The organism is Spirillospora sp. NPDC052242 (assembly GCF_040679555.1).
Classification (GTDB): domain Bacteria; phylum Actinomycetota; class Actinomycetes; order Streptosporangiales; family Streptosporangiaceae; genus Spirillospora.
In genome coordinates this window covers 81,448-103,009 of record NZ_JBFAUZ010000011.1, presented here as the reverse complement: position 1 = coordinate 103,009, position 21,562 = coordinate 81,448, and the positions used below count along the sequence as shown (strand labels likewise).

The window sequence follows — 21,562 nt, the reverse complement described above, 5'->3', positions numbered from 1 at the left end:
TGTCTGCTGGTGGGCGCGGACGGTTTCGAACCGCCGACTCCTCGCTTGTAAGGCGAGTGCTCTACCCCTGAGCTACGCGCCCGCGTGCTCGCCGGGAAAGCGTACCCCGACCCCGGGGACGATCGCGAAACGGTTCTCGGGTCGGGGATGGGAGGGAATGTCCGCAGTCTGGGACGTCGGGGCGGTCGACGCGTGGCGGGGGCTGTGCGGGTACGCGCCGGGCCGCATCCCGGACGTGCCGATCTTCAGGTTCCAGGATCCCTCGGGTGATCCGGGGGCGGCATGTGGCCTTACGAGCGGACCGTCCGCGTTAGGGCGGCGTTAAGAGTCCGCGGCGGGCGCTAAGGGGTCGTCAAGGCGGGCGGGATCGTCTCGTATCGGTGGTTGACTCGCGAACGCCCTGGACACGGCGTTTCCGGGGCTCTCGCTACCCGGGAGTACTGTGAGGCCGAGGAGGGACGATGGGCCGGGGGCGGTTGCGGATCTACCTGGGCGCGGCACCCGGCGTCGGCAAGACCTACGCGATGCTCGCGGAGGGCGGGCGGCGGCGTGAGCGCGGCACCGACGTCGTGGTGGGGCTGGTGGAGACGCACGGGCGGGCGCGCACCGCCGCGCTGCTGGACGGGCTAGAGGTCGTCCCGCGGCGGACGATCGGGCACCGGGGCGCGGAGTTCACCGAGCTGGACACGGCGGCGGTCGTCGCGCGGCGGCCCGACGTGGCGCTGATCGACGAGCTGGCGCACACGAACGTGCCGGGTTCGGCGAACGCGAAGCGGTGGCAGGACGTCGAGGAGATCCTGGACGCGGGCATCGACGTGGTGTCGACGGTGAACGTGCAGCATCTCGAGTCGGTGAACGACGTGGTCGAGCAGATCACGGGGGTGCCGCAGCGCGAGACCGTCCCCGACGAGGTGGTGCGGCGCGCGGAGCAGGTCGAGCTGGTCGACATGGCGCCGGAGGCGCTGCGCCGGCGGATGGCGCACGGGAACGTGTACGCGCCGGAGAAGATCGACGCGGCGCTCGGGAACTACTTCCGGGTCGGGAACCTGACGGCGCTGCGGGAGCTGGCGCTGCTGTGGCTGGCCGACAAGGTGGACGACCAGCTCGACCGGTACCGGGCCGATCACGGGATCCGCGGGACGTGGCAGGCGCGGGAGCGGGTCGTGGTGGCGCTCACCGGCGGACCGGAGGGCGACACGCTGATCCGGCGGGCCGCGCGGATCGCCGACCGGGCGCGGGGCGCGGATTTGCTGGCCCTGCACGTGACCCGCAGCGACGGCCTGACGGACGCGTCGCCCGCGAACCTGACCCGGCAGCGGTCGCTGGTGGAGAGCCTCGGCGGCAGCTACCACCAGGTCGTCGGGACGAACGTGCCGGACGCGCTGCTCGACTTCGCGCGGGGCGTCAACGCGACCCAACTGGTGCTGGGCGCGTCCCGGCGGGGACGGCTGGCGCAGGTGTTCTCGCGCGGGGTCGGGGTGACGGTGACGGCGATGTCGGGGCCGATCGACGTGCATCTGGTCAGCCACGAGGAGGCCGGGCAGGGGCGCCGGTGGCGGGCGCTGCGGACGGCGTGGGGCGTGCCGGGGGCCCGGCGGGCCGCGGGGTTCGCGCTCGCCGCCGTCGGGCTGCCGCTGCTGACGCTGCTGCTGCACCGGTTGCGGGGCGAGGTGTCGCTGAACAGCGACATCCTGCTGTTCCAGGCGGCGGTGGTCGGGGTCGCGCTGGTCGGGGGGCTCTACCCGGCGCTGTTCGCGGCGGTCGCCGGGACGCTGCTGCTGAACTTCTACTTCACGCCGCCGACCGGCACGTTCACGGTGTACGGGACCGAGTCGATGCTGCAGCTGGTGGTGTTCGTGGTCGTCGGGATCACGGTCAGCACGATCGTTGACGTCACCGCGCGGCGGGGCCGCGAGGCGGCGCGGGCGCGCGCCGACGCGCAGGTGCTGTCCACGCTCGCCGGCGACATCCTGCGCGGCGACGGCGCGGATGTCCCGGCGGCGGGGCGCGGCCCGCTGAACGGCATCCTGGAACGCCTGCGGGAGACGTACGCGCTGGCGTCGGTGACGCTGCTGGAACGCGCCGCGCCGCAGGTCCCGTGGACGATCGTCGCGTCGGCCGGGGGCCCGCCGGTCACGCGTCCGGACGACGGCGACTGCGACGTCCTCGTCGACGAGGGGCTCGCGCTGGCGCTGCGGGGCCGCACGCTGCCCGCGTCCGACCGCCGGATCCTGGAGGCGTTCGCCGCGCAGGCCGCGGTGGCGCTGCGGCACCGGCGGCTCGCCGAGACCGCCGAGCAGGTCGCGCCGCTGGAGGCCGCCGACCGGATGCGGACCGCGCTGCTGTCCGCCGTGAGCCACGACCTGCGCACGCCGCTGGCGTCCGCGATGGCCGCCGTGGAGAGCCTGCGCAGCCCGGACGTGGTGTGGAGCGACCAGGATCGGGACGAGCTGACGGCGATGGCCGCGGAGTCGCTGGAGCGGCTCGACCGGCTCGTCGCGAACCTCCTCGACATGAGCCGGCTGCAGGCCGGGGTGCTCGGGGTGGCGCGGCGGCCGATCGCCGTCGAGGACGTCGTGCCCCGCGCGCTGGACGGCCTGGGGGACGCCGCCGCGGACGTCGACGTCAGCGTGCCGCCGGGGCTGCCGGAGATGGCCGCCGATCCGGCGCTGCTGGAGCGGGTGCTCGCGAACCTGGTGTCGAACGCCGTCCGCCACAACCCGCCGGGCGAGCCCGTGCTGGTCACCGCGAGCGCCCACGCGGCGCGGGTGCAGGTGCGGGTGATCGACCGCGGGCCGGGCATCCCGGCGGCCGACCGCGACCGGGCGTTCGCGCCGTTCCAGCGGCTCGGCGACCGGGACGACCGGACGGGCGTCGGGCTGGGGCTGGCGCTGTCGCGGGGGCTGACCGAGGCGATGGACGGCTCGATCGAGATCGAGGAGACGCCGGGCGGCGGGCTGACCATGGTGGTCACCCTGCCCGCGGCGGTACGGGAGGAGCGGGCATGACACGGGTGCTGGTGGTGGACGACTCCCCGCAGATCCTGACGACGCTGCGCCTCAACCTGCGCGCCCGGGACTACGAGGTCGAGGTCGCCGCCGACGGCGGGCAGGCGCTGGTGCGGGCCGCCGACTGGCGCCCGGACCTGGTCGTCCTCGATCTGGGGCTGCCCGATCTGGACGGCGTCGAGGTGATCCGGGGGCTGCGCGGCTGGACGCAGGTGCCGATCATCGTGCTGTCGGGCCGGTCCGGCAGCGGCGACAAGGTGGAGGCGCTCGACGCCGGCGCGGACGACTACGTCACCAAGCCGTTCGGGCTGGACGAGCTGCTCGCCCGCATCCGCGCGATCACCCGGCGCGCGCCCGCGGACGGGACGTCGCCCACGGTCGCGGTCGGCGGGCGGCTCGTCGATCTGGCCCGCAAGACCGTCACCGGCGACGGCGGCCCGGTCCATCTGACGCCGACGGAGTGGGGGATCCTGGAGATCCTGCTGCGCAGCCCGGGGGCGCTGGTGCCGCAGCGGCGGCTGCTCGCCGAGGTGTGGGGGCCGGGTTACGTCAAGGAGACGAACTACCTGCGGGTCTACATGGCGTCGCTGCGCCGCAAGCTCGAGGCGGACCCGTCCCGTCCGAAGCATCTGATCACCGAGCCGGGCATGGGGTACCGCTTCGAGCCGTGACCGCCGCACGCGGCCGCGGACCATCCCTCTCCCGAGCGGCCCGCGCCCGCCCACGACGGCGGTGACCACCATCCGGGCGGGCAGGTGTGCCCGGCGTTCCTGAGCGTGCTGCTCCTGGGGGCGGTGGCGCTCGCGCTCGTCCGGTGGCGCCTCCCGACGGCGACGCGGGAGGCGCGGGGCCGGACCTGGCGGACCGCGTTCCGCGCCGGGCGCTCTCCCCCGTGCCCGACTCCCTTCCAGTTGGCCGTGCTGCGCCTGTAGAGGTCCGCGCACCTCGACGGCACGAAACGGCACACAACGGAAGGTTCGATATGAAGCATGTTCTCGGGACGATCCTGCTGCCGGCCCTCGCCATCGGCCTGGCGGCCTGCGGGGACGGCGACGGCGGCTCGGCGGGCGCGTCCGGTCCGCCCGTCGCGGGACGGCCGACGGTCACCGGCGGGTCGCGGCGCGGGTCAGGTGCCGGTTGAACCAGTCGGCGGCCTGCGTGGTGACCTCTTCGAGGGCGCCGGGCTCCTCGAACGCGTGCCCGGCGCCGTCCACGACGTGGACTTCGGCGACGTCCAGGGTCCAGGCGGCGCGCTCGTTCAGGTCGCGGACGGGCGTGTCGGCGCCGCCCACGATCAGCAGGACGGGCGCCCGGACGCGCGGCAGCGACGGGCCCGCGAGGTCGGGGCGGCCGCCGCGCGACGCGACCGCCGCGACGCGCGGGCGCGCGGCCGCGGCGGCCAGCGCGGCGGCGGCGCCGGTGCCCGCGCCGAACAGCCCGACGGGCAGCCCGGCGGTGTGCGGGGCGGCCTCCAGGCCCTCGGTGAGCCGGTCGATCGCGCCGATCAGCCGGAGCGTCAGCAGTTCGATGTCGAAGCGGAGCGCGGCGGTGACGCGGTCGAGCTCCTCCTCGTGCCCGGTGAGCAGGTCGAGCACGAGGGTGCCGAGGCCCGCCGCGTTCAGCCCGCGCGCGACGGTGCGGTCGCGGGGGCCGTCGCCGGTGTGGGCGACGAGCACGATGCCGGTCGGTTCGTCCGGGATGTCGAGGTCCGCGTCGAGGGAGGCGTCGGCGAGGCCGATCCGGACGGCGCTCATGTGTTCGGGGGCTCGGCGCTGATGTCGGCGAGGACCGAGTGGTCGTCCCGCTGGACCGCGAGATCGCCGATGGACACCATGCCGATGGGCCGGTCCCCGTCCACGACGGGCAGCCGGCGGATCGCGTGCTCGCTCATCAGCCGGACGGCCGTGTCGGCGGCCGCGCCCGCCGGGACCGTGATCACGTTCGTGCTGCAGACGTCGCCGACGGCGGTGCCGGCCATGTCGCGCCCCAGGGCGACGGCGCGGACGACGATGTCGCGGTCGGTCACCAGCCCCCGCAGCCGTCCCTCCTGCACGACGAGGACGTCCCCGATGCCGTGCTCGCGCATGAGCTCGCCGACCCGCGCCAGCGGCGTGTCCGGGGACACCGTCACCGGCACGGGCGTCATCACCTCGTTCACCGTCATGCCGTGGTGGGTCATGTCGCGCCTCCCCTCTCGGGGGCTCGCGTACCCAGGGGCCCGGCGGGCATGCGCGTCAGGGCGAGGCGTCCGGCCCGTCCTGCTCGGCGAGGAAGCGCTCGAACTGGGCGCCGAGCTCCTCGGCGGTCGGCATGTCCTGCGACTCGGCGAGCAGGTTGTCGCGCTCGGCGGCGCCGGCGAACGCGTCGTACTGCTGCTCCAGCGCGCGGACGACCTTCTCCACCTCGTCGTTGCCCTCGACCTGCTCGGCGATCTCGGCGTCGGTGGCGGCGGCCGCGGTGCGGACGGCGTCCACCGGCAGCGCCAGCCCGGTCGCGGCGATGATCGCCTCCAGCGCCGCGACGGCCGCGGCCGGGTACGCCGACTGCGAGAGGTAGTGCGGGACGTGCACGGCCAGCCCGATCGCGTCGTGCCCGGCCTCGCCGAGCCGCAGCTCCAGCAGCCCGGCGGCGCTGCCGGGCACCTGCACCTTGTCGAACCAGGTCCCCCGGTCGATCAGCTCGGGCCGCGTCGCGTGCGAGGTGATCCCGACCGGACGGGTGTGCGGCACGCCCATCGGGATGCCGTGGACCCCCACGACCAGCCCCACCCCGAGCCGCTTGACCAGGTGCAGGACGGACGCGGTGAACCCCTCCCAGAGCCGGTCGGGCTCGGGCCCGGTGAGCAGCAGGAACGGCGTGCCGGTCTCGTCGTGGACGAGCCGGACGACCAGTTCGGGGGCCTCGTAGGACGCCCAGTGATCGCGGTCGAACGTCATCGGCGGCCGCCGGGCCCGGTAGTCGATCAGCGAGTCGACGTCGAAGCGGGCGATGACCCGGTGGTCCAGCGCGTCCAGGATGTGCTCGCGCACGAGCTGCCCGGTGGAACCGGCGTCCACGAAGCCGTCGAGGCTGTGCAGCAGCACCGGCCCGGTCATCGCCGGCAGGTCGGTGTCCAGCTCGTACAGATCCTCAGGGTTCAGCAACTTCTCCCCCACATCATCATGTCGATGTTCTCAACACTAGGACATGCGGGGGTCATCCCTTCGGCACGAGGTGATCACTCCCACCCGACCACCCCTAGACGGAGGCCGGCCGTAGGTCACCCGAACACTCGGCTGGCGAGGAAGTCCTCGGGGTGGAGGGTGGTGAGGTCGGCGCGGCCGACCTCGCCGGGACGGTCGAGGAGGCGGTTCGCGTGGCGGAGGCGGGCGCGTTCGATGGCGTTGCGGACGGAGCGGGCGTTCGCGAACCGGGGGCGGGCGCGGCGCCGGTCGAGGTAGTCGCGGAAGACGGGTTCGGCCTCGGCGGCAAGGGCGTAGCCCTCGCGCCGCATCATCATGTGCCCGATGGCTTCCAGTTCGTCCGGTTCGTAGTCGGGGAAGTCGATGTGGTGGGCGATGCGGGAGCTCATGCCGGGGTTGGAGGCGAAGAAGGAGTCCATGCGGTCCTTGTAGCCGGCGAGGACGACGACGAGGTCGTCGCGCTGGTTCTCCATGACCTGCAGCAGGATCTCGATGGCCTCCTGGCCGTAGTCGCGCTCGTTCTCGGCCCGGTACAGGTAGTAGGCCTCGTCGATGAACAGAACGCCGCCCATCGCGCGCTTGAGGACCTCCTTGGTCTTGGGCGCGGTGTGCCCGACGTACTGGCCGACGAGGTCGTCGCGGGTGACGGAGACCAGGTGGCCGCGGCGGATGTAGCCGAGGCGGTGCAGCAGTTCGGCGAGCCGGACGGCGACGGACGTCTTGCCGGTGCCGGGGCTGCCGGTGAAGCACATGTGCAGGTTGGGGCGGCCGGAGTCGATGCCGAACCGGGCGCGGACGCGGTCGACGAGGAGGAGCGCGGCGATCTCGCGGATGCGGGTCTTGACGGGCGCGAGGCCGACGAGCTCGGCGTCGAGGGCGGTCAGGACGTCGTCCACGTGGGAGTCGGCGCGTTCCTTCGCGAGGTCGACGCGGGCGTCCGGGGGGAGGGGCTCCCCGGCGGAGGGCGAGGTGTCCGCCGGGGAGCCGGTCCGGTCGGCCGAGCCGTTCGCGCGCATGCCGAAGCCGGGGCGCTCGGTCAACGCTCCGCTCCGTACCGCTCGCCTTCGGGACGGTCGGCCGCGTAGGAGTGCAGCGTGTAGCGGATCCGCCGGTCGGAGGTCTCCTGCCGGTCGAGGCGGAAGCCGGGCTCGGCGGGCGGGCGCTGCACGATGAACGACAGCGCGGTCGTCTGCCGTCCGTAGCGGGCGTCGTAGGCGTTCAGCCGGACGTAGTGGGACGGGTACGCCTTGCGGCACTCGTTGATCTCGTAGAGGACGCCGGCGGGGTCGGCGAGGTCGAACATGGGCAGGCCCCACATGTCCCAGTACGCGTTGCGGGGGTGGGGGTCGTCGGTGAACTCGACCGAGCAGGGCCAGCCCTGGCCGAGCGCGTAGCCGATCTGGAGGGTGATCTCCTCGTCGGTGAGGTCGGGCAGGTACGAGAAGGTGCCTTGTGTGATCCGCATCAGATGCTCACCGGGGTTTCGACGACGTCGGGGGTGTCGGTGGACTCGTAGGTGAAGGTGATGTCGCCCCAGGTGGACAGGGCGATGTCGAGTTCGCGGCTGTGCTTGGCGGCGGCGCGCAGGATGTCGGGGCCCTCGGCGAGGTAGTCGCGGCCCTCGTTCCGTGCCTTGATCATCGCTTCGAGGGCGACGCGGTTGGCGGTGGCGCCGGCGGCGATGCCCATCGGGTGGCCGATGGTGCCGCCGCCGAACTGCAGGATCGAGTCCTCGCCGAGGTAGTGCAGGAGCTGGTGCATCTGGCCGGCGTGGATGCCGCCGGACGCGACGGGCATCGTGCCCGGCAGCGACGCCCATTCCTGGTCGAAGTACAGGCCCTTGGTCGGGTCGGCGGCGATCGTGTCGAGGCGGAGGGTGTCGTAGTAGCCGCGGACGCTGTTCGGGTCGCCCTCCAGCTTGCCGACGACGGTCCCGGCGTGGATGTGGTCGACGCCGGCGAGCCGCATCCACTTGGCGATCACGCGGAAGTTGACGCCGTGGTTCTTCTGCCGCGTGTAGGTGGAGTGCCCGGCGCGGTGCAGGTGCAGGATGACGCCGTTCTTGCGCGCCCACTTGGCCATCGACTGGATCGCGGTGTAGCCGATGGTCAGGTCGATCATGACGATGACGCTGCCGAGTTCCTTGGCGAACTCGGCGCGCTCGTACATGTCCTCCATCGTCGCGGCGGTGACGTTGAGGTAGTGGCCTTTGACCTCGCCGGTCGCGGCCTGGGCGCGGTTCACGCCCTCCATGCAGTAAAGGAACCGGTCGCGCCATCGCATGAACGGCTGCGAGTTGATGTTCTCGTCGTCCTTGGTGAAGTCCAGGCCGCCGCGGAGCGCTTCGTAAACGACACGGCCGTAGTTGCGGGCCGAGAGGCCGAGCTTGGGTTTCACGGTGGCCCCTAGGAGGGGACGGCCGAACTTGCCCAGGTACTCGCGCTCCATGACGATCCCGTGGGCCGGGCCCTGGAACGTCTTCACGTAGTGGGTCGGGATCCGCATGTCCTCGAGCCGCAGCGCCTTGAGGGCCTTGAACCCGAAGACGTTCCCGATGATGGACGACGTCAGGTTCGCGATCGAGCCCTCCTCGAACAGGTCGAGGTCGTAGGCGATGTGCGCGATGAACTGGTCGTCCTGCCCCGGCACGGCGTCCACGCGGTAGCACTTGGCCTGGTAGTTCTCGTACGCCGTGAGCCGGTCGGTCCACACGACCGTCCAGGTCGCGGTGGACGACTCGCCCGCGACGGCCGCGCCCGCCTCCTCCGGCGGGACGCCCGGCTGCGGGGTGATCCGGAACGCGGCGAGGACGTCGCTGTCCTTCGGCTCGTAGTCCGGGCGCCAGTAGCCCATCTCCGCGTAGGGGATCACGCCCGCCGACCATCTGCCCGAGCTCATCGCCGCTCTCCTTCGCGCTGGGGGACGGGCGCGGCGCTCCGCCCGCGGAAGGACGGCATGCCCAGGGGATGGGACGGGGCGCCGCGCCCCCGGTCGAATGACCGTGACGGGACCGAGCGTGCCCGGCGGATACTTGCGATGTCCATCAAGTGTTCTACGGTGACTGTCAAGTGTTCGCTTGAACCAGGAGGTCGGGCGTGACGGAGGCGCGGTTGCGGACGCTCGTGGCGCTCGCCGACACGGGCTCGGTGCGGGCGGCGGCGCGGCGGCTGTACGTGACGGAGTCGGCGGTGTCGGCGGCGGTGGCCGCGCTGACGCGTGAGCTCGGCGTCCCGCTCGTCCAGCGGGTCGGGCGGGGGGTGCGCCTCACCCCGGCCGGGACGGTCTACGCGGGCTACGCGCGGCAGGTGCTGGGGCTGCTGGAGGAGGGCCGGGCGGCGGCGCGCGGGGCGGCCGACCCGGGACGGGGGCCGCTGCGGCTCGCGGCGGTGACCACGGCCGCCGACCAGATCCTGCCCGAGCTGCTGGCGTCGTTCCGGGCGCGGTGGCCGGAGGTGGAGCTGGCGCTGGAGGTGGGGCCGCGCCGCCAGGTGTGGAGCAGCCTCGCCGCGCACGAGGCCGATCTGGTGCTGGCCGGGCGGCCGCCCGCCGACGTCGCCGCGACCGTCCTGGCGCGCCGCCCGAACGAGCTGGTCGTCGTGGCCGCGCCGGACGTCGCGGCGGGCTTCGCGCTCGACCGGACGCCGTGGGTGATGCGGGAGCCGGGGTCGGGGACGCGGGCCGCCGCCGACGCCTACCTGGCCGAGCGGGACGCGTCCCCGCCGCGGCTGGTGCTCGGCTCGAACGGCGCGGTGATCGCGGGCGCGGCGGCGGGGCTGGGCGCGGCGCTGGTGTCGCGGGACGCGGTCGGGGCGGAGCTGGACGCGCGCCGCCTCGTCGTCGTGGCGGCGCCGGGCCTGCCGCTGAACCGGCCGTGGCACGCGGTCGGCGGCGCGGTCCCGACGGCGACGACGCTGCTGTTCGTCCGGCACCTGCTGGACGCGCCGGGCTGGACGGCCGCGTCCGGTGCGGGCGCGTCCGGTGCGGGCGCGGCCGGTGCGGCTACGGAAGGGCCCACAGGGGGATCGACAGCAAGATCAGGCTGACCCCGATCAGCGCGAGACCGGCCGACTTCCCGGCATCGCCGTCGGGTTCGTCCCGGTTCCGGCGCATCGCGGCCGCGCACCAGCCGAGGAAGATCAGTGCGGCGACGTCCATCGCCGCGGCGAGGCCCGTCACGCGTCCCTTCCCCTTCCGTTCACCTGCGGTACGAGCAACGTTCCCACATCGGGCGGCCCTGTGCGGTCGCACACACACCGCGCTTCCCGCACGCACCACCCCGTCCGGACGACAGAATGGGGTTCGGGACCGCGAAAGGGCACCGAAAGGGGCACCCATGACCGCCGACCGCCCGTACGACATCGTCCTGTACGGGGCCACCGGGTTCACGGGCGGGCTGACCGCCGAGTACCTCGCCGGCCACGCCGATCCGGGGACGCGCTGGGCGCTCGCCGGACGCAGCACCGCCAAGCTCGAGAAGGTGCGCGACCGGCTCGCCGCGATCGACCCCGCGTGCGCCGAGCTGCCGCTGCTGCACGCCGACTCGTCCGACCAGGCTTCGATCGACGAGCTGGCCCGCTCGGCTCGCGTCGTCGTCACGACCGTCGGCCCGTACGTGAAGCATGGCGAGCCGCTCGTCGCGGCGTGCGCGCGCGCCGGCACGGACTACGTCGACCTCACCGGCGAACCGACGTTCGTCGACCAGATGTACGTGAAGTACCACGCGGAGGCCGTGCGCACCGGCGCCCGGATCGTCCACGCGTGCGGCTTCGACTCGATCCCGCACGACCTCGGCGCCTACTTCACGGTGAAGCAGCTCCCCGAGGGCGTCCCGCTGCACGTCGAGGGGTTCGTCCGGACGCGCATGCAGGCGTCCGGCGGCACGATCCACTCGGCCCTCGGGATCTTCGCCGAGCTGCCCGCGATGGCGCGGGCCGAGCGCGAGCGCCGCGCCGCCGAGGGACGTCCGGACGGCCGGACGGTGCGCGTGTCACGGCGCCCGGCGCCGAAGAACCGCGTCGGGGACGGCTGGACGCTGCCGATGCCGACGCTCGACCCGCAGATCGTCGCCCGCTCGGCCGCCGCGCTCGACCGGTACGGGCCCGAGTTCACCTACGGCCACTACTTCGCGGTGAAGCGGCTGCCGACGGCCGCCGCGCTCGCCGCCGGAGCGGGTGCGCTGACCGTCCTCGCGCAGGTGCCCCCCGCACGGCGGCTGGTGACGAAGATCAAGCCCGCCGGGGAGGGGCCGTCGGCGGAGACCCGCGCCCGGAGCTGGTTCAGCGTGAAGTTCGTCGGCGAGGGCGGCGGGCGGCGCGTCGTCACCGAGATCAGGGGCGGCGACCCCGGCTACGACGAGACGGCGAAGATGCTGGGCGAGTCGGCGCTGTGCCTCGCGCACGACGCGCTGCCGAAGACGTCCGGGCAGGTCACGACGGCCACCGCGATGGGGGACGCGCTGCTGGCGCGGCTCGCCCGGGCGGGTCTTGAGTTCCGGGTGCTGACCTCCCGCTAGCGGGCCGGGCCCGGCCGGGGATCGGGACTACGGCCTCGACCGTCGTGCCGCCCCCGGGACGGCTCGTCACGGTGACCCGCCCGCCGAGCAGCTCGGCGCGCTCGGTCATGCCGCGCAGCCCGTAGGAGTCGGGACGGCGGCCCGGCGCGAAGACGTCCCGGATCGAGAAGCCGACGCCGTCGTCGGCGACCGTCAGCCGCACCCGGTCGCCGAAGTGCTCCAGCAGCAGGTCGACGCAGGACGCGGACGCGTGCCGCAGGCTGTTCCCGACGGCCTCCTGCGCGATCCGGTACAGCGCCGTCTGCACGTGGTCGGGCAGCGCGTCCTCCAGCTCGCCCTCGACGGTGACGGTCACGTCGAGCGGGCGCCCGGACGGTCCCGGGCCGTCCCCGGCCTCGCGGGCGAGGGTCGCGAGCGCCGCCGACAGCCCGAGGTCGTCCAGGACGGGCGGGCGCAGGCCCCCGATCGCCGCGCGGGTCTCGGCCGCCGCCAGCTCGCACAGCGACCGCGCCATCATGATCTGCGCGAGGCTCTCGGGATGGTGCTCGGGCAGCGCCCGCTCGGCCGCCGACAGGTGGAACCCGAGGCCCGCGAGCCGCTGCGCGATCCCGTCGTGGATCTCCCGGCTGAGCCGCGACCGCTCGGCCTCCTGCGCCTCGACGGCCCGTTCCGCGAACCGCTCGGCGGCGTGCTCGCGCTCGCGGGCCGCACGCAGCCGGCGGCACGAGCACAGCACGGGCGCGAACAGCTCGGCGAGCGCCGTGACCAGCGCGACGTCCTCCGGCGGGCACGGCCCGGCGGACCGGACGTCCAGCACCGCGATGACCGAGCCGCCGCTGTGCATCGGGATGGCCGCGCCCCTGCCGTCCGCGTGCGCGCGCGCCCGTCCGTGGGCCGCGGCCCGCCCGACGTCCCCTTCGCCCAGGGGGACGGGACGTCCCGCGCCCTCCAGGAAGCGGCCGTCGTCGTCCAGGACGTAGACGTCGCAGAACGTCAGCGCGCGCGCCGACCGGACGACGAGCCCGGCGAGTTCGTCCGCCAGTCGCGGAAGCTCGCGGTCGGAGCACGCGACCCCGACGATCCGGACGAGCAGGTCGGAGCCGCGCCCGGCGAGCGCGTCCGGGACGGTCACCGGAACAGTCCCTCGCGCAGCGCGACCGCGATCGCGGCCGACCGGTCGGCCACCTCCAGCTTGCGGTACAGCGCGCGCAGGTGGCTCTTGACCGTCTCCTCGCTCAGCACGAGCCGGGACGCGATCGCCTTGTTCGACAGCCCGCCGACCAGCAGCGACAGCACCTCGCTCTCGCGCTGGGTGAGGCCCCGGTTCGCGCCCGGCCAGAACTCGCCGCGGGTCAGCCGGGCCGCGGTGACCGCCATCCGCCCCGCGAGGGTGGGATCGACGACGGTCTCGCCCTGCGCGACCTCCTCCAGCCGCCGCACCAGCTCCGGCCCGTCCACCCGTTTCAGCAGGTAGCCGCCGGCCCCGGCGCGCAGCGCCTCGAAGACGTACTGCTCGTCGTCGTACACCGACAGGAACACCACGCGCACCTCGGGGACCCGGCCGGTGAGCTGCCGGCACAGGTCGAGCCCGCTCTCCGGGCCGAGCCGGACGTCCAGCAGGACCACGTCCGGGCGCAGCGCGGCGACCAGCCGGGTCGCCTCCGCGCCCGTCCCGGCCTGCCCGACGACGCGCACGCGGCCGGAGAACCCGGCCAGCATCGCCTGCAATCCGGCCAGGATCATCTCGTGGTCGTCGACCAGGACGACGCGTACGGGGGCGCTCATCCCGGCACGATAACAACCGGAAGCTACTCGCCAGTAGCCCCCGTTCCGGCGTCTCACCCGCGCTCTCCCCTGATTGGGGGAAGCAGCCCGGGCACGTGCAGCATACTCTTCATGGCGAAAACTGAATTTCGCAGGACGGAGGAGCGAGGTGCCCCATCGGATCGTGCATATGCTCCGGGCGCGCGGCTCGGGCCGCCGCCCCGTCATGCTCGCCATCGCCGGGGACAGCGCGGCGGGCAAGACCACACTCACGCGGGGGCTTGTGCAGTGCCTGGGGGCCGACCGGATGACCGCGGTCTGCGTGGACGACTACCACCGCTACGACCGGGAGGAACGCGCCGGCAAACCCTTCACCGCGCTGCACCCCGACTGCAATCACATCGACATCATGGAGCAGCACCTGCAGCTCCTGTCGATGGGCGAACCGATCCTGAAGCCCGTGTACGACCACTCCACCGGACGGCTCGTCCGGCCGGAACTGGTCGAACCCCGCGACTTCGTGATCGTCGAAGGGCTGCTTCCCCTGCACACCCGCCTCGCCCGCGCCTGCTTCGACATCACCGTCTACCTCGACCCGCCCGAACCGCTGCGGCACTCCTGGAAGATCGCGCGCGACTGCGAGAAGCGCGGCTACTCCCCCGACCAGGTCCGCGCCGAGCTGGACCGCCGCGAGCCCGAGAGCGCCGCCTACATCCGCCCCCAGCGCAAGCACGCCGACATCGTCGTCCGGTTCGCGCCCGTCGCGGGCCGCGTCGACCCGCCCGGCACCCCGCTGTCGGCCGAACTGCTGCTGCGCCCGACGATCGACCACCCCGAACTGTCGGGCGTCCTCGACGCCGAACCCGGCGCCGGGACGGCCATGCACCTGCGGCTGCACCGCGACACCGACGGCCGTCCCGTGGACGCCCTGCACGTGCACGGGTACGTGTCGCCCGAGGAGTCGCAGGTCGTCAAGAAGGCCATCTGGTCGCGGCTCGGCGCCCGCGCCGGCGACGGCCTCGTCGATCCCGACGCCCTCGGCAGGCTCGGCGGCGCGGGCACCAGCGACCCGCTCGCCATCACCCAGCTGCTCCTGCTCTACCACCTGCTCGACGCGGACCACCGCCAAGCCGCCTGACCGTAGAGTTCAGGCTCCGCGACGCGCGGGGAGGCCCCGGGGCTTCGGACCTGTGCCCCGGGCCGCGCGACGCGGCGGCCGGGAGGGCGCCCAGCGGGCGCACGGCGCCCTCCCGGCCTTTCCACGGCCCGTGCTTGACAACTCGTGCGCTAGAGCTCGTGCCAGGGGATCACGGGCCGCTCCGGCGCGACCAGCGCGAGCGACTGCCCGCCGCGGACCGTCTCGTCCGGCGCCGCCGACAGCCGGAACCGGGCGTTCGGCCGGTGCGACTCCCCCACCGCCAGCAGCGTGCTGCCCCGCCGCAGCAGGAAGATCGCGACGTCCAGCCGCGGCCACTCCCCCGCGCCCTCCGGCACGTCCACCCGGTACAGCGTCCCGTCGGTGTCGAGCGTGCTCGCCAGATTGTGGTAGATCGCCGAAACGCCCGGATTGCGGATCGCGACGGCCACCACCGCGGGATCGTCGATGTCGACGGGCTCGACGTCCCGCCCGATCAGCGACAGCGCGTCGGCGATCTCCGCCCGGCGGCCCCCGTCCCGCAGCCCCGCCAGCAGATGCACCGCCGGGTCCCCGTGCCGCCGCAGATGCGCCGCGACCTGCAGCAGCACCCGGACGGTCTCGTCGTCGTTCCGCCCCACCACCAGGACCGTCCGCGCGTCCGGCAGGCACGCGCGCTCGAACGCCGTCGCGTCGAACTCCACCACGTCGTACAGGTCCGGGTCGGGATTCTCCCCCGGCAGCTCACCGGGCCAGAACACCGTGACCACGGCCGTCCGCGCGAAGTCCGGATCGGCCCGCAGCTGCCCGATGATCGAGCGCAGCCCGTCCCGCTCGTACCCGACGACCACGACGTGCCCGCGATGGCGCAGCCGCGCCTGCCCGTTGGCCTTCATCGTCCTGCCCTTCGACATCCAGAGCGTCAGCTCCGCGAACAGCACGAGCCCCGCCGTCACGCCCGAGCCGATGATCAGCACCCCGCCGATCCGCCCGCCCGCCGACTCCGGCGACAGATCGCCGTACCCGGTCGTGGTGCCGCTGACGATGAAGTACCAGACGTACCCGAGCGGCTTCTTGATCTCCGCGCCGGACGGCTCGAACACCGCGATCAGCACCCAGCCCGCGACGAACGCGCCGGCCAGCACCAGCGCGGGCACCCGCCAGGACCGGGCCGTCACCCGGTTGAGCAGCTGGAACAGCAGGATCGGCATCCGCGCAGCGTGGCAGCACGCACCGCCGCCGGTCAAGTACGCGCAGGTCGGCCGGTACGCGCCGGTCAGCCCGCCGGGCCTCGGCTGAGGACCCGGCTCAGCGCCGCCGCGACCTCCGCCGACAGGTCCCGGTCGTCCGTCCCGTCCGTCCCGCCCGGCGCGCCCGCGCGGACGAGGTCGTCCCGGACGGCGTCGCGGGTGTGGCCGCAGTCGCGGCACTCCACCTCGCCCAGCCGGCACACGAGCGCGGCCGATTCACAAACGGTGCAGCGGTCGAGTTCGTCCGCCCAGCCGTGAACGGCCTGGCAGCCGGGACACACCAGCACCTGGTGGTCCGCCCGGACCCCGCGCCGCCACGGGCTCGCGCCCCGCACGGGATCGGTCTGCCGCGCCCCGCAGCGGAAGCAGGGCATCACACCTCCAGAAGGTGCGGGGGCCGGTTCCGGCCACCTGTCCGGAACCGGCCCGTTCGCTCAGAGATCGGCGAGCGCCTTGCGGTACTCGTCGATGTCGCGCGCGTCCGGAATGGCGTTCTCCACCTTCCACCGGACCACGCCCTCGGTGTCGATGATGAAGGTCCCGCGCGTGGCGAGGCCCCTCTCCTCGTCGAACACCCCGTAGCGCCGTGCGACCCCGCCGTGCGGCCAGAAGTCCGCGAGCAGCGGGAACTGGTACTTCTCCTGCTCGGCCCAGGCGCGCAGGGCGAACATCGAGTCCACCGACACCGCCAGGACCTGCACGTCGTCCCCGCCCAGCGTGGGCAGCTCGTCCCTGATCTGGCACAGCTCACCGGTACAGACACCGCTGAACGCCAGCGGGTAGAACACCAGGACGACGTTCTTCCGCCCCCGGAAGTCCGACAGCTTCACCGGCGTCCCGTGCTGGTCCTTCAGCTCGAAGTCCGGTGCGCCGTCGCCTACCTCAACCGCCAAAGCCACTCCTGTTTGTTTGCAAGACCCTCGGCGTCAGGCCGCTAGGCGGCCTTCCTCCAATGGGCCTTACGTGCGATCGCTGCATCGCTCCGACTCGCCCCAGGGGCTCGCTGCGCGATCAGGTTCTCGCTTCGCTCGCGCCTCCGCCCCCGGCCCGGCCTTCGGACGCAATCGCAGTGTTTCCCGTCCGCTCCGGCTGGGGCTGCGGGCTGAGGTCGTGTCCGGAGGTCCTTGGCGAGTCTTGGACGACTCTACGTTAAGGCAATCCAGGCGGACACTCCCGCGCGCCCCGGCCCTTTCCAAGCCCGACCGGGGATGCGGGGGCGGGGGCGCATTCGGGGACGGGCGCGGGCGCCCGTCCCCGCACGTCTACTTCCCCTTGACCTTGGGCGCGGCGAGCCGCGTCCCCGACCACTCCTTGCCGGCGCTGAGGCTGCGCGACTGCGACAGGCCGGCCGTGTCGGCCGCCTCGCCGATGTCGCTGGGCTCCACGTGCCCCTCGCGTCCCGCCTTGGGCGTCAGCAGCCAGATGTCGCCGCCGCTGGTGAGGGGGACCATCGCGTCGGTCAGGCCCTCGAACAGGTCGCCGTCGTCCTCGCGCCACCACAGCAGCACGATGTCGACCACGTCGTCGTAGTCCTCGTCGACCAGCTCGTTCCCCGTGACGGCCTCGACGGAATCGCGGAGCTCCTCGTCCACGTCGTCGTCGTAGCCGATCTCCTGCACCACCTGGCCCGCCTTCAGGCCGAGCCGTTCGGCCAGGCTGCGCTCAGACTGCGCCTGACCCGCGGTCGCGCTCACGAAAGTCCTCCCATGTCGTTCGTCCGCACGGTGCTCCGTGCACCTGTGCACATCTCCTGTACGGCCCCCCGGGACGGGCGGCCCGTCCGCACCTGTGCGGTGTTTGCGGGACAGTCCACACAAGTGTGGGCCCCTAGCGCAAGTGTCTTCCCGGCATTTGGCGCCCTCATTGGGCCGATGCCGGAATCGGCCGTCACGATGCGGCCACCGAGGGTGAAGTTCGAGCCCGTCTCTTGATACAACCGTCAACCCCTGAGGAAGGACAACCGGACCTCGCGGTCGGGATTGTCGACGTTGAGGTCCACCAGGGCGATCGACTGCCACGTGCCGAGCGCGAGGCGTCCGGCGGTGACCGGGACGGTCGCGAAGGGCGGGACCAGCGCGGGCATGACGTGCGACCTGCCGTGCCCGCGGGACCCGTGGGCGTGGCGCCACCGGTCGTCGGCGGGCAGCAGGTCGCCGAGCGCGGCGAGCAGGTCGTCGTCGCTGCCCGCCCCGAGTTCGATGATCGCGACGCCGGCGGTGGCGTGCGGCACGAACACGTGCAGCAGCCCGTCGCCGCCGGCGTCGGCCGCGAATCTCTGGCATTCCGCCGTGATGTCGTGCACGGCCTCCTTCGATCCGGTGGACACCCGGATCACGGTGCTCTCCATGGACTCGGGTCTACCCCATCGGCGGCGCGGGACCCGTCCGGCCCCCGTGCCGCCGGGCGCGTTCCCCTCAGCGGGACGCCGTGTGCATCTCGCGGGGCTCGATCACGGCGTCGGGCCCCGGGTAGACGAGCGTCTCGTGCCCGTCCTCGAAGCGGACGAGGAACGGCGGGCCGCCGTTCTCGCCGCGCACGTCGATGATCTCGCCCGTCCGGTCCGGCTGCCCCACGATCTTGCCGTGGACGTGCAGCCTGTCTCCTATGCGTCCGTTCATGTCTCCCCCAAGTCACGGTCGCCTTTTCCCGGCCTCCTACGTTCGTTCCCCGCCCGGACGGGCAATCTCACGGGGACGCGCAAAAAACGCGTCGTCGATCGGGTCCGCGCCCCGGCCGGGCGGGGACGATGGTTACCGGACAGTAGAGATGCGTTAACCGTCGTGAGCGGCGACGATGGACGCGAATGCAGGCGACGAACAGTCGTGCGGAGACCGGCGGCCTCCGGCCGGGGTCTCACCAGCACAGACGGTAAGCACAGAGGGGACCCCGTGGCTTCCGGACGTCAACGCTACTCGATCATCAGCGACGGCCTGCCGAGCCAGCTGCCCGACATCAACCCGGACGAGACCCGGGAGTGGCTGGAATCGCTGGACACGGTCATCAAGACCGAGGGCCGAGGCCGGGCCCGCTACGTGATGCTGCGCCTCCTGGAGCGGGCCCGCGAGCTGCAGGTCGGCGTGCCGGGCCTGCGCAGCACCGACTTCATCAACACGATCCCGCCGGAGCTGGAGCCGTGGTTCCCCGGCGACGAGCACGTCGAGCGCCGCATCCGCGCCTACATCCGGTGGAACGCCGCGATCATGGTGTCGCGCGCGAACCGTCCCGACATCGGCGTCGGCGGGCACATCGCCACGTACGCGTCGGCCGCGTCGCTGTACGAGGTGGGCTTCAACCACTTCTTCCGCGGCAAGGACCACGGCGAGTCCGGCGACCAGGTGTTCATCCAGGGGCACGCCTCCCCCGGCATCTACGCGCGCGCCTACCTCGAGGGGCGGCTGCCGGAGGAGAAGCTGGACGGCTTCCGGCAGGAGCAGTCGCACCCCGGCGGCGGGCTGTCGTCCTACCCGCACCCCCGGCTGATGCCGGACTTCTGGGAGTTCCCCACGGTGTCCATGGGCCTCACCGCGATCGACGCGGTGTACCAGGCCCGGTTCAACCGCTACCTCTACAACCGCCGCATCAAGGACACGTCGCGCTCGCACGTGTGGGCGTTCCTCGGCGACGGCGAGATGGGCGAGCCCGAGTCGCTCGGCGCGATCGGCCTGGCCGCCCGCGAGGAGCTCGACAACCTGACGTTCGTCGTCAACTGCAACCTGCAGCAGCTCGACGGCCCGGTGCGCGGCAACGGCAAGATCATCCAGGAGCTCGAGTCGTTCTTCCGCGGCGCCGGCTGGAACGTCATCAAGGTCATCTGGGGCCGCGACTGGGACCCGCTGCTCGCGCAGGACGTCGACGGCGCGCTCGTCAACAAGATGAACACGACGCCCGACGGCCAGTTCCAGACGTTCAGCGTCGAGTCGGGCTCGTACATCCGGGAGAAGTTCTTCGGCGACGACCCCCGGCTGCGCAAGATCGTCCAGGACCTGACGGACGACGACCTGCGCAAGCTGTCGCGCGGCGGGCACGACTACCGGAAGGTGTACGCGGCGTTCAAGGCGGCCCGCGAGCACGTCGGGCAGCCGACGGTGATCCTGGCGCACACGATCAAGGGCTGGACGCTCGGCTCCGACTTCGAGGCGCGCAACGCCACGCACCAGATGAAGAAGCTCACCAAGGCCGAGCTGAAGGAGTTCCGCGACCGCCTCTACCTGGACATCCCGGACTCCGCGCTCGAGCAGCCGCTGCCGCCCTACTACCACCCGGGCGAGGACTCCGACGAGATCCAGTACATGCGCGAGCGCCGCGCGGCCCTCGGCGGGTTCCTGCCGAAGCGGGTCGTGCGGGCCAAGCCGCTGAAGCTGCCCGGCGACCCGGTGTACGCCGAGCTGAAGAAGGGGTCCGGCAAGCAGAACGTGGCGACGACGATGGCGTTCGTCCGGCTGCTCAAGGACCTGATCAAGGACGAGAACATCGGCGCCCGGTTCGTCCCGATCGCCCCGGACGAGTACCGCACGTTCGGCATGGACTCGCTGTTCCCGACGTCCAAGATCTACTCGCCGCACGGGCAGACCTACGACGCGGTGGACCGGAAGCTGCTGCTGTCGTACAAGGAGTCCGAGAGCGGGCAGATGCTGCACGAGGGCATCAGCGAGGCCGGCTCGATGGCGTCGACGATCGCCGCGGGCACGTCCTACGCGACGCACGGCGAGCACATGATCCCCGTCTACATCTTCTACTCGATGTTCGGGTTCCAGCGGACCGGCGACCAGATGTGGGCGCTCGGCGACCAGATGGGCCGCGGGTTCCTGCTCGGCGCCACCGCCGGCCGCACCACCCTCACCGGCGAGGGCCTCCAGCACGCCGACGGCCACTCCCCGCTGCTCGCGGCGACGAACCCGGCGTGCGTCCACTACGACCCGACCTGGTCGTTCGAGCTGGCGTACATCACGCAGGACGCGCTGCGCCGCATGTACGGGACGTCCGAGGAGCACCCGGACGGCGAGGACGTCTTCTACTACCTCACCGTCTACAACGAGCCCTACCAGCAGCCCGCCGAACCCGACGATCTGGACGTCGCCGGGCTGCTCAAGGGTTTGTACCGGTACCGGTCCGCGCCGGAGATCGCCGCGGGCGACGGGCAGTCGCCGCGCGCGCAGATCCTCGCGTCCGGCGTCGGCGGCCGGTGGGCGCTGGAGGCGCAGCGGCTCCTCGCCGAGGACTGGGGCGTCGCCGCGGACGTCTGGTCCGCGACCTCGTGGAACGAGCTGGCCCGCGAGGCCCGCGAGTGCGACGAGCACAACCTGCTGAACCCCGAGGGCGAGCAGCGCGTCCCGTACGTCACCCGCACCCTCGACGGCGTCGCCGGGCCGATCGTCGCGGTGTCGGACTTCGCCCGCGCCGTCCCCGACCAGATCGCCCCGTGGGTGAACGGCGACTACACGTCGCTCGGCACCGACGGCTTCGGGTTCTCCGACACCCGGGCCGCCGCCCGCCGGTTCTTCCACGTGGACGCGGCGTCGATCGTCCTGGCCGTCCTCACCCGGCTCGTCCGGCAGGGCGAGGTCAAGCCGGAGGCCCTCCCGCAGGCCATCGCGAAGTACCGGCTGAACGCGGAGGTCAGCGACGTGTTCGCGGGCGGCGTCGGCAGCGCCGAGAGCAACACCGGCGGCGAGAGCTAGCCGCGCGAAGCGGGCGGCGCGCGAACGCGGAGG

Annotated in this window: 22 protein-coding genes and 1 tRNA gene; 7 read left to right on the top strand and 16 right to left on the bottom strand. The window is 73.0% G+C overall.

Annotation, left to right across the window (positions count from 1 at the left end; translation table 11 throughout):
* Positions 1 to 7 precede the first annotated feature (7 nt).
* Positions 8 to 82, bottom strand: a tRNA-Val gene (locus AB0L25_RS11760).
* A gap of 379 nt (positions 83 to 461) precedes the next feature.
* Between AB0L25_RS11760 and AB0L25_RS11755 the strand changes: the two genes are divergently transcribed.
* The 3 genes from AB0L25_RS11755 to AB0L25_RS11745 all read left to right on the top strand — a co-directional run bounded on the left by AB0L25_RS11755 (position 462) and on the right by AB0L25_RS11745 (position 4,149).
* Complete coding sequence (locus tag AB0L25_RS11755; RefSeq protein ID WP_500171106.1) at positions 462 to 3,008, top strand: sensor histidine kinase; 2,547 nt, start codon at positions 462 to 464, stop codon at positions 3,006 to 3,008.
* Positions 3,005 to 3,679, top strand: coding sequence for a response regulator (locus AB0L25_RS11750; protein WP_500171104.1), 675 nt, complete (start codon positions 3,005 to 3,007; stop codon positions 3,677 to 3,679). Before AB0L25_RS11755 ends, AB0L25_RS11750 begins: the two co-directional genes overlap by 4 nt.
* A 311-nt stretch (positions 3,680 to 3,990) precedes the next feature.
* On the top strand, positions 3,991 to 4,149 hold the full coding sequence (locus tag AB0L25_RS11745) for a hypothetical protein (RefSeq protein ID WP_500171101.1): 159 nt from the start codon (positions 3,991 to 3,993) through the stop codon (positions 4,147 to 4,149).
* Here the strand turns inward: AB0L25_RS11745 and AB0L25_RS11740 are convergent.
* The 6 genes from AB0L25_RS11740 to AB0L25_RS11715 form a co-directional block, all read right to left on the bottom strand.
* The gene (locus tag AB0L25_RS11740) at positions 4,112 to 4,762 is read right to left on the bottom strand and encodes a dienelactone hydrolase family protein (protein ID WP_500171099.1); all 651 of its coding nucleotides are present in this window, start codon (positions 4,760 to 4,762) and stop codon (positions 4,112 to 4,114) included. The two genes, AB0L25_RS11745 and AB0L25_RS11740, sit on opposite strands and share 38 nt — an antisense overlap.
* A complete protein-coding gene (locus tag AB0L25_RS11735) occupies positions 4,759 to 5,187 on the bottom strand; it encodes a CBS domain-containing protein (RefSeq protein ID WP_500171097.1) in 429 nt (142 codons plus the stop codon). Before AB0L25_RS11735 ends, AB0L25_RS11740 begins: the two co-directional genes overlap by 4 nt.
* Positions 5,188 to 5,242: 55 nt before the next feature.
* On the bottom strand, positions 5,243 to 6,151 hold the full coding sequence (locus tag AB0L25_RS11730) for a PAC2 family protein (protein WP_500171095.1): 909 nt from the start codon (positions 6,149 to 6,151) through the stop codon (positions 5,243 to 5,245).
* Positions 6,152 to 6,267: 116 nt separating this feature from the next.
* Entirely contained in the window at positions 6,268 to 7,230 is a 963-nt protein-coding gene (cbbX, locus tag AB0L25_RS11725; RefSeq protein ID WP_500171093.1) for a CbbX protein, read from the bottom strand.
* Positions 7,227 to 7,655: a ribulose bisphosphate carboxylase small subunit gene (locus AB0L25_RS11720; RefSeq protein WP_500171091.1), complete on the bottom strand. Its 429-nt coding sequence runs from the start codon at positions 7,653 to 7,655 to the stop codon at positions 7,227 to 7,229. Before AB0L25_RS11720 ends, cbbX begins: the two co-directional genes overlap by 4 nt.
* Complete coding sequence (locus AB0L25_RS11715) at positions 7,655 to 9,088, bottom strand: form I ribulose bisphosphate carboxylase large subunit (RefSeq protein WP_500171090.1); 1,434 nt, start codon at positions 9,086 to 9,088, stop codon at positions 7,655 to 7,657. The genes AB0L25_RS11720 and AB0L25_RS11715 overlap by 1 nt, the downstream gene beginning before the upstream one ends.
* Before the next feature lie 197 nt (positions 9,089 to 9,285).
* On the opposite strand from AB0L25_RS11715, the gene AB0L25_RS11710 reads away from it, so the two are divergent.
* A complete protein-coding gene (locus AB0L25_RS11710; RefSeq protein WP_500171088.1) occupies positions 9,286 to 10,233 on the top strand; it encodes a LysR family transcriptional regulator in 948 nt (315 codons plus the stop codon).
* On the opposite strand, the gene AB0L25_RS11705 is transcribed toward AB0L25_RS11710, so the two are convergent.
* Entirely contained in the window at positions 10,190 to 10,366 is a 177-nt protein-coding gene (locus tag AB0L25_RS11705; protein ID WP_500171086.1) for a hypothetical protein, read from the bottom strand. The genes AB0L25_RS11710 and AB0L25_RS11705 overlap by 44 nt on opposite strands.
* 157 nt (positions 10,367 to 10,523) lie before the next feature.
* Here AB0L25_RS11705 and AB0L25_RS11700 point away from each other — a divergent pair, with 157 nt between their 5' ends.
* Complete coding sequence (locus AB0L25_RS11700) at positions 10,524 to 11,702, top strand: saccharopine dehydrogenase family protein (RefSeq protein WP_500171084.1); 1,179 nt, start codon at positions 10,524 to 10,526, stop codon at positions 11,700 to 11,702.
* On the opposite strand, the gene AB0L25_RS11695 is transcribed toward AB0L25_RS11700, so the two are convergent.
* Positions 11,617 to 12,834 (bottom strand): sensor histidine kinase, encoded by a 1,218-nt coding sequence (locus AB0L25_RS11695; protein ID WP_500171082.1) that lies wholly within the window; start codon positions 12,832 to 12,834, stop codon positions 11,617 to 11,619. The two genes, AB0L25_RS11700 and AB0L25_RS11695, sit on opposite strands and share 86 nt — an antisense overlap.
* Positions 12,831 to 13,487, bottom strand: coding sequence for a response regulator (locus AB0L25_RS11690; protein ID WP_500171080.1), 657 nt, complete (start codon positions 13,485 to 13,487; stop codon positions 12,831 to 12,833). Before AB0L25_RS11690 ends, AB0L25_RS11695 begins: the two co-directional genes overlap by 4 nt.
* A gap of 169 nt (positions 13,488 to 13,656) precedes the next feature.
* On the opposite strand from AB0L25_RS11690, the gene AB0L25_RS11685 reads away from it, so the two are divergent.
* Positions 13,657 to 14,604 (top strand): phosphoribulokinase, encoded by a 948-nt coding sequence (locus AB0L25_RS11685; RefSeq protein ID WP_500171214.1) that lies wholly within the window; start codon positions 13,657 to 13,659, stop codon positions 14,602 to 14,604.
* Between the two features lie 149 nt (positions 14,605 to 14,753).
* Here AB0L25_RS11685 and AB0L25_RS11680 read toward each other — a convergent pair whose 3' ends face one another.
* The 6 genes from AB0L25_RS11680 to AB0L25_RS11655 form a co-directional block, all read right to left on the bottom strand.
* Positions 14,754 to 15,812 (bottom strand): potassium channel family protein, encoded by a 1,059-nt coding sequence (locus tag AB0L25_RS11680; protein WP_500171078.1) that lies wholly within the window; start codon positions 15,810 to 15,812, stop codon positions 14,754 to 14,756.
* A 65-nt stretch (positions 15,813 to 15,877) separates the two neighbouring features.
* Positions 15,878 to 16,225 carry a hypothetical protein gene (locus AB0L25_RS11675; protein ID WP_500171077.1) on the bottom strand — a complete coding sequence of 116 codons (348 nt, stop codon included), beginning with the start codon at positions 16,223 to 16,225 and terminating at the stop codon, positions 15,878 to 15,880.
* Positions 16,226 to 16,285: 60 nt separating this feature from the next.
* Entirely contained in the window at positions 16,286 to 16,744 is a 459-nt protein-coding gene (locus AB0L25_RS11670) for a peroxiredoxin (RefSeq protein WP_500171075.1), read from the bottom strand.
* Between the two features lie 369 nt (positions 16,745 to 17,113).
* Positions 17,114 to 17,545: a DUF3052 domain-containing protein gene (locus AB0L25_RS11665; RefSeq protein ID WP_500171073.1), complete on the bottom strand. Its 432-nt coding sequence runs from the start codon at positions 17,543 to 17,545 to the stop codon at positions 17,114 to 17,116.
* A gap of 245 nt (positions 17,546 to 17,790) precedes the next feature.
* The gene (locus tag AB0L25_RS11660) at positions 17,791 to 18,198 is read right to left on the bottom strand and encodes a secondary thiamine-phosphate synthase enzyme YjbQ (RefSeq protein WP_500171071.1); all 408 of its coding nucleotides are present in this window, start codon (positions 18,196 to 18,198) and stop codon (positions 17,791 to 17,793) included.
* Between the two features lie 67 nt (positions 18,199 to 18,265).
* Positions 18,266 to 18,469 (bottom strand): DUF1918 domain-containing protein, encoded by a 204-nt coding sequence (locus tag AB0L25_RS11655; RefSeq protein WP_500171069.1) that lies wholly within the window; start codon positions 18,467 to 18,469, stop codon positions 18,266 to 18,268.
* A 270-nt stretch (positions 18,470 to 18,739) separates the two neighbouring features.
* On the opposite strand from AB0L25_RS11655, the gene aceE reads away from it, so the two are divergent.
* Positions 18,740 to 21,529, top strand: coding sequence for a pyruvate dehydrogenase (acetyl-transferring), homodimeric type (gene aceE / locus AB0L25_RS11650; RefSeq protein WP_500171067.1), 2,790 nt, complete (start codon positions 18,740 to 18,742; stop codon positions 21,527 to 21,529).
* The last annotated feature ends 33 nt before the right edge of the window (positions 21,530 to 21,562 follow it).

What these genes read in the sequence shown, in the direction of transcription:
- AB0L25_RS11755 (WP_500171106.1), top strand. Translation starts at nt 462, where the DNA reads ATGGGCCGGGGGCGGTTGCGGATCTACCTGGGCGCGGCACCCGGCGTC.
- AB0L25_RS11750 (WP_500171104.1), top strand. Translation starts at nt 3,005, where the DNA reads ATGACACGGGTGCTGGTGGTGGACGACTCCCCGCAGATCCTGACGACG.
- AB0L25_RS11745 (WP_500171101.1), top strand. Translation starts at nt 3,991, where the DNA reads ATGAAGCATGTTCTCGGGACGATCCTGCTGCCGGCCCTCGCCATCGGC.
- AB0L25_RS11740 (WP_500171099.1), bottom strand. Translation starts at nt 4,762, where the DNA reads ATGAGCGCCGTCCGGATCGGCCTCGCCGACGCCTCCCTCGACGCGGAC.
- AB0L25_RS11735 (WP_500171097.1), bottom strand. Translation starts at nt 5,187, where the DNA reads ATGACCCACCACGGCATGACGGTGAACGAGGTGATGACGCCCGTGCCG.
- AB0L25_RS11720 (WP_500171091.1), bottom strand. Translation starts at nt 7,655, where the DNA reads ATGCGGATCACACAAGGCACCTTCTCGTACCTGCCCGACCTCACCGAC.
- AB0L25_RS11715 (WP_500171090.1), bottom strand. Translation starts at nt 9,088, where the DNA reads ATGAGCTCGGGCAGATGGTCGGCGGGCGTGATCCCCTACGCGGAGATG.
- AB0L25_RS11700 (WP_500171084.1), top strand. Translation starts at nt 10,524, where the DNA reads ATGACCGCCGACCGCCCGTACGACATCGTCCTGTACGGGGCCACCGGG.
- AB0L25_RS11690 (WP_500171080.1), bottom strand. Translation starts at nt 13,487, where the DNA reads ATGAGCGCCCCCGTACGCGTCGTCCTGGTCGACGACCACGAGATGATC.
- AB0L25_RS11685 (WP_500171214.1), top strand. Translation starts at nt 13,657, where the DNA reads ATGCTCCGGGCGCGCGGCTCGGGCCGCCGCCCCGTCATGCTCGCCATC.
- AB0L25_RS11680 (WP_500171078.1), bottom strand. Translation starts at nt 15,812, where the DNA reads ATGCCGATCCTGCTGTTCCAGCTGCTCAACCGGGTGACGGCCCGGTCC.
- AB0L25_RS11675 (WP_500171077.1), bottom strand. Translation starts at nt 16,225, where the DNA reads ATGCCCTGCTTCCGCTGCGGGGCGCGGCAGACCGATCCCGTGCGGGGC.
- AB0L25_RS11660 (WP_500171071.1), bottom strand. Translation starts at nt 18,198, where the DNA reads ATGGAGAGCACCGTGATCCGGGTGTCCACCGGATCGAAGGAGGCCGTG.
- AB0L25_RS11655 (WP_500171069.1), bottom strand. Translation starts at nt 18,469, where the DNA reads ATGAACGGACGCATAGGAGACAGGCTGCACGTCCACGGCAAGATCGTG.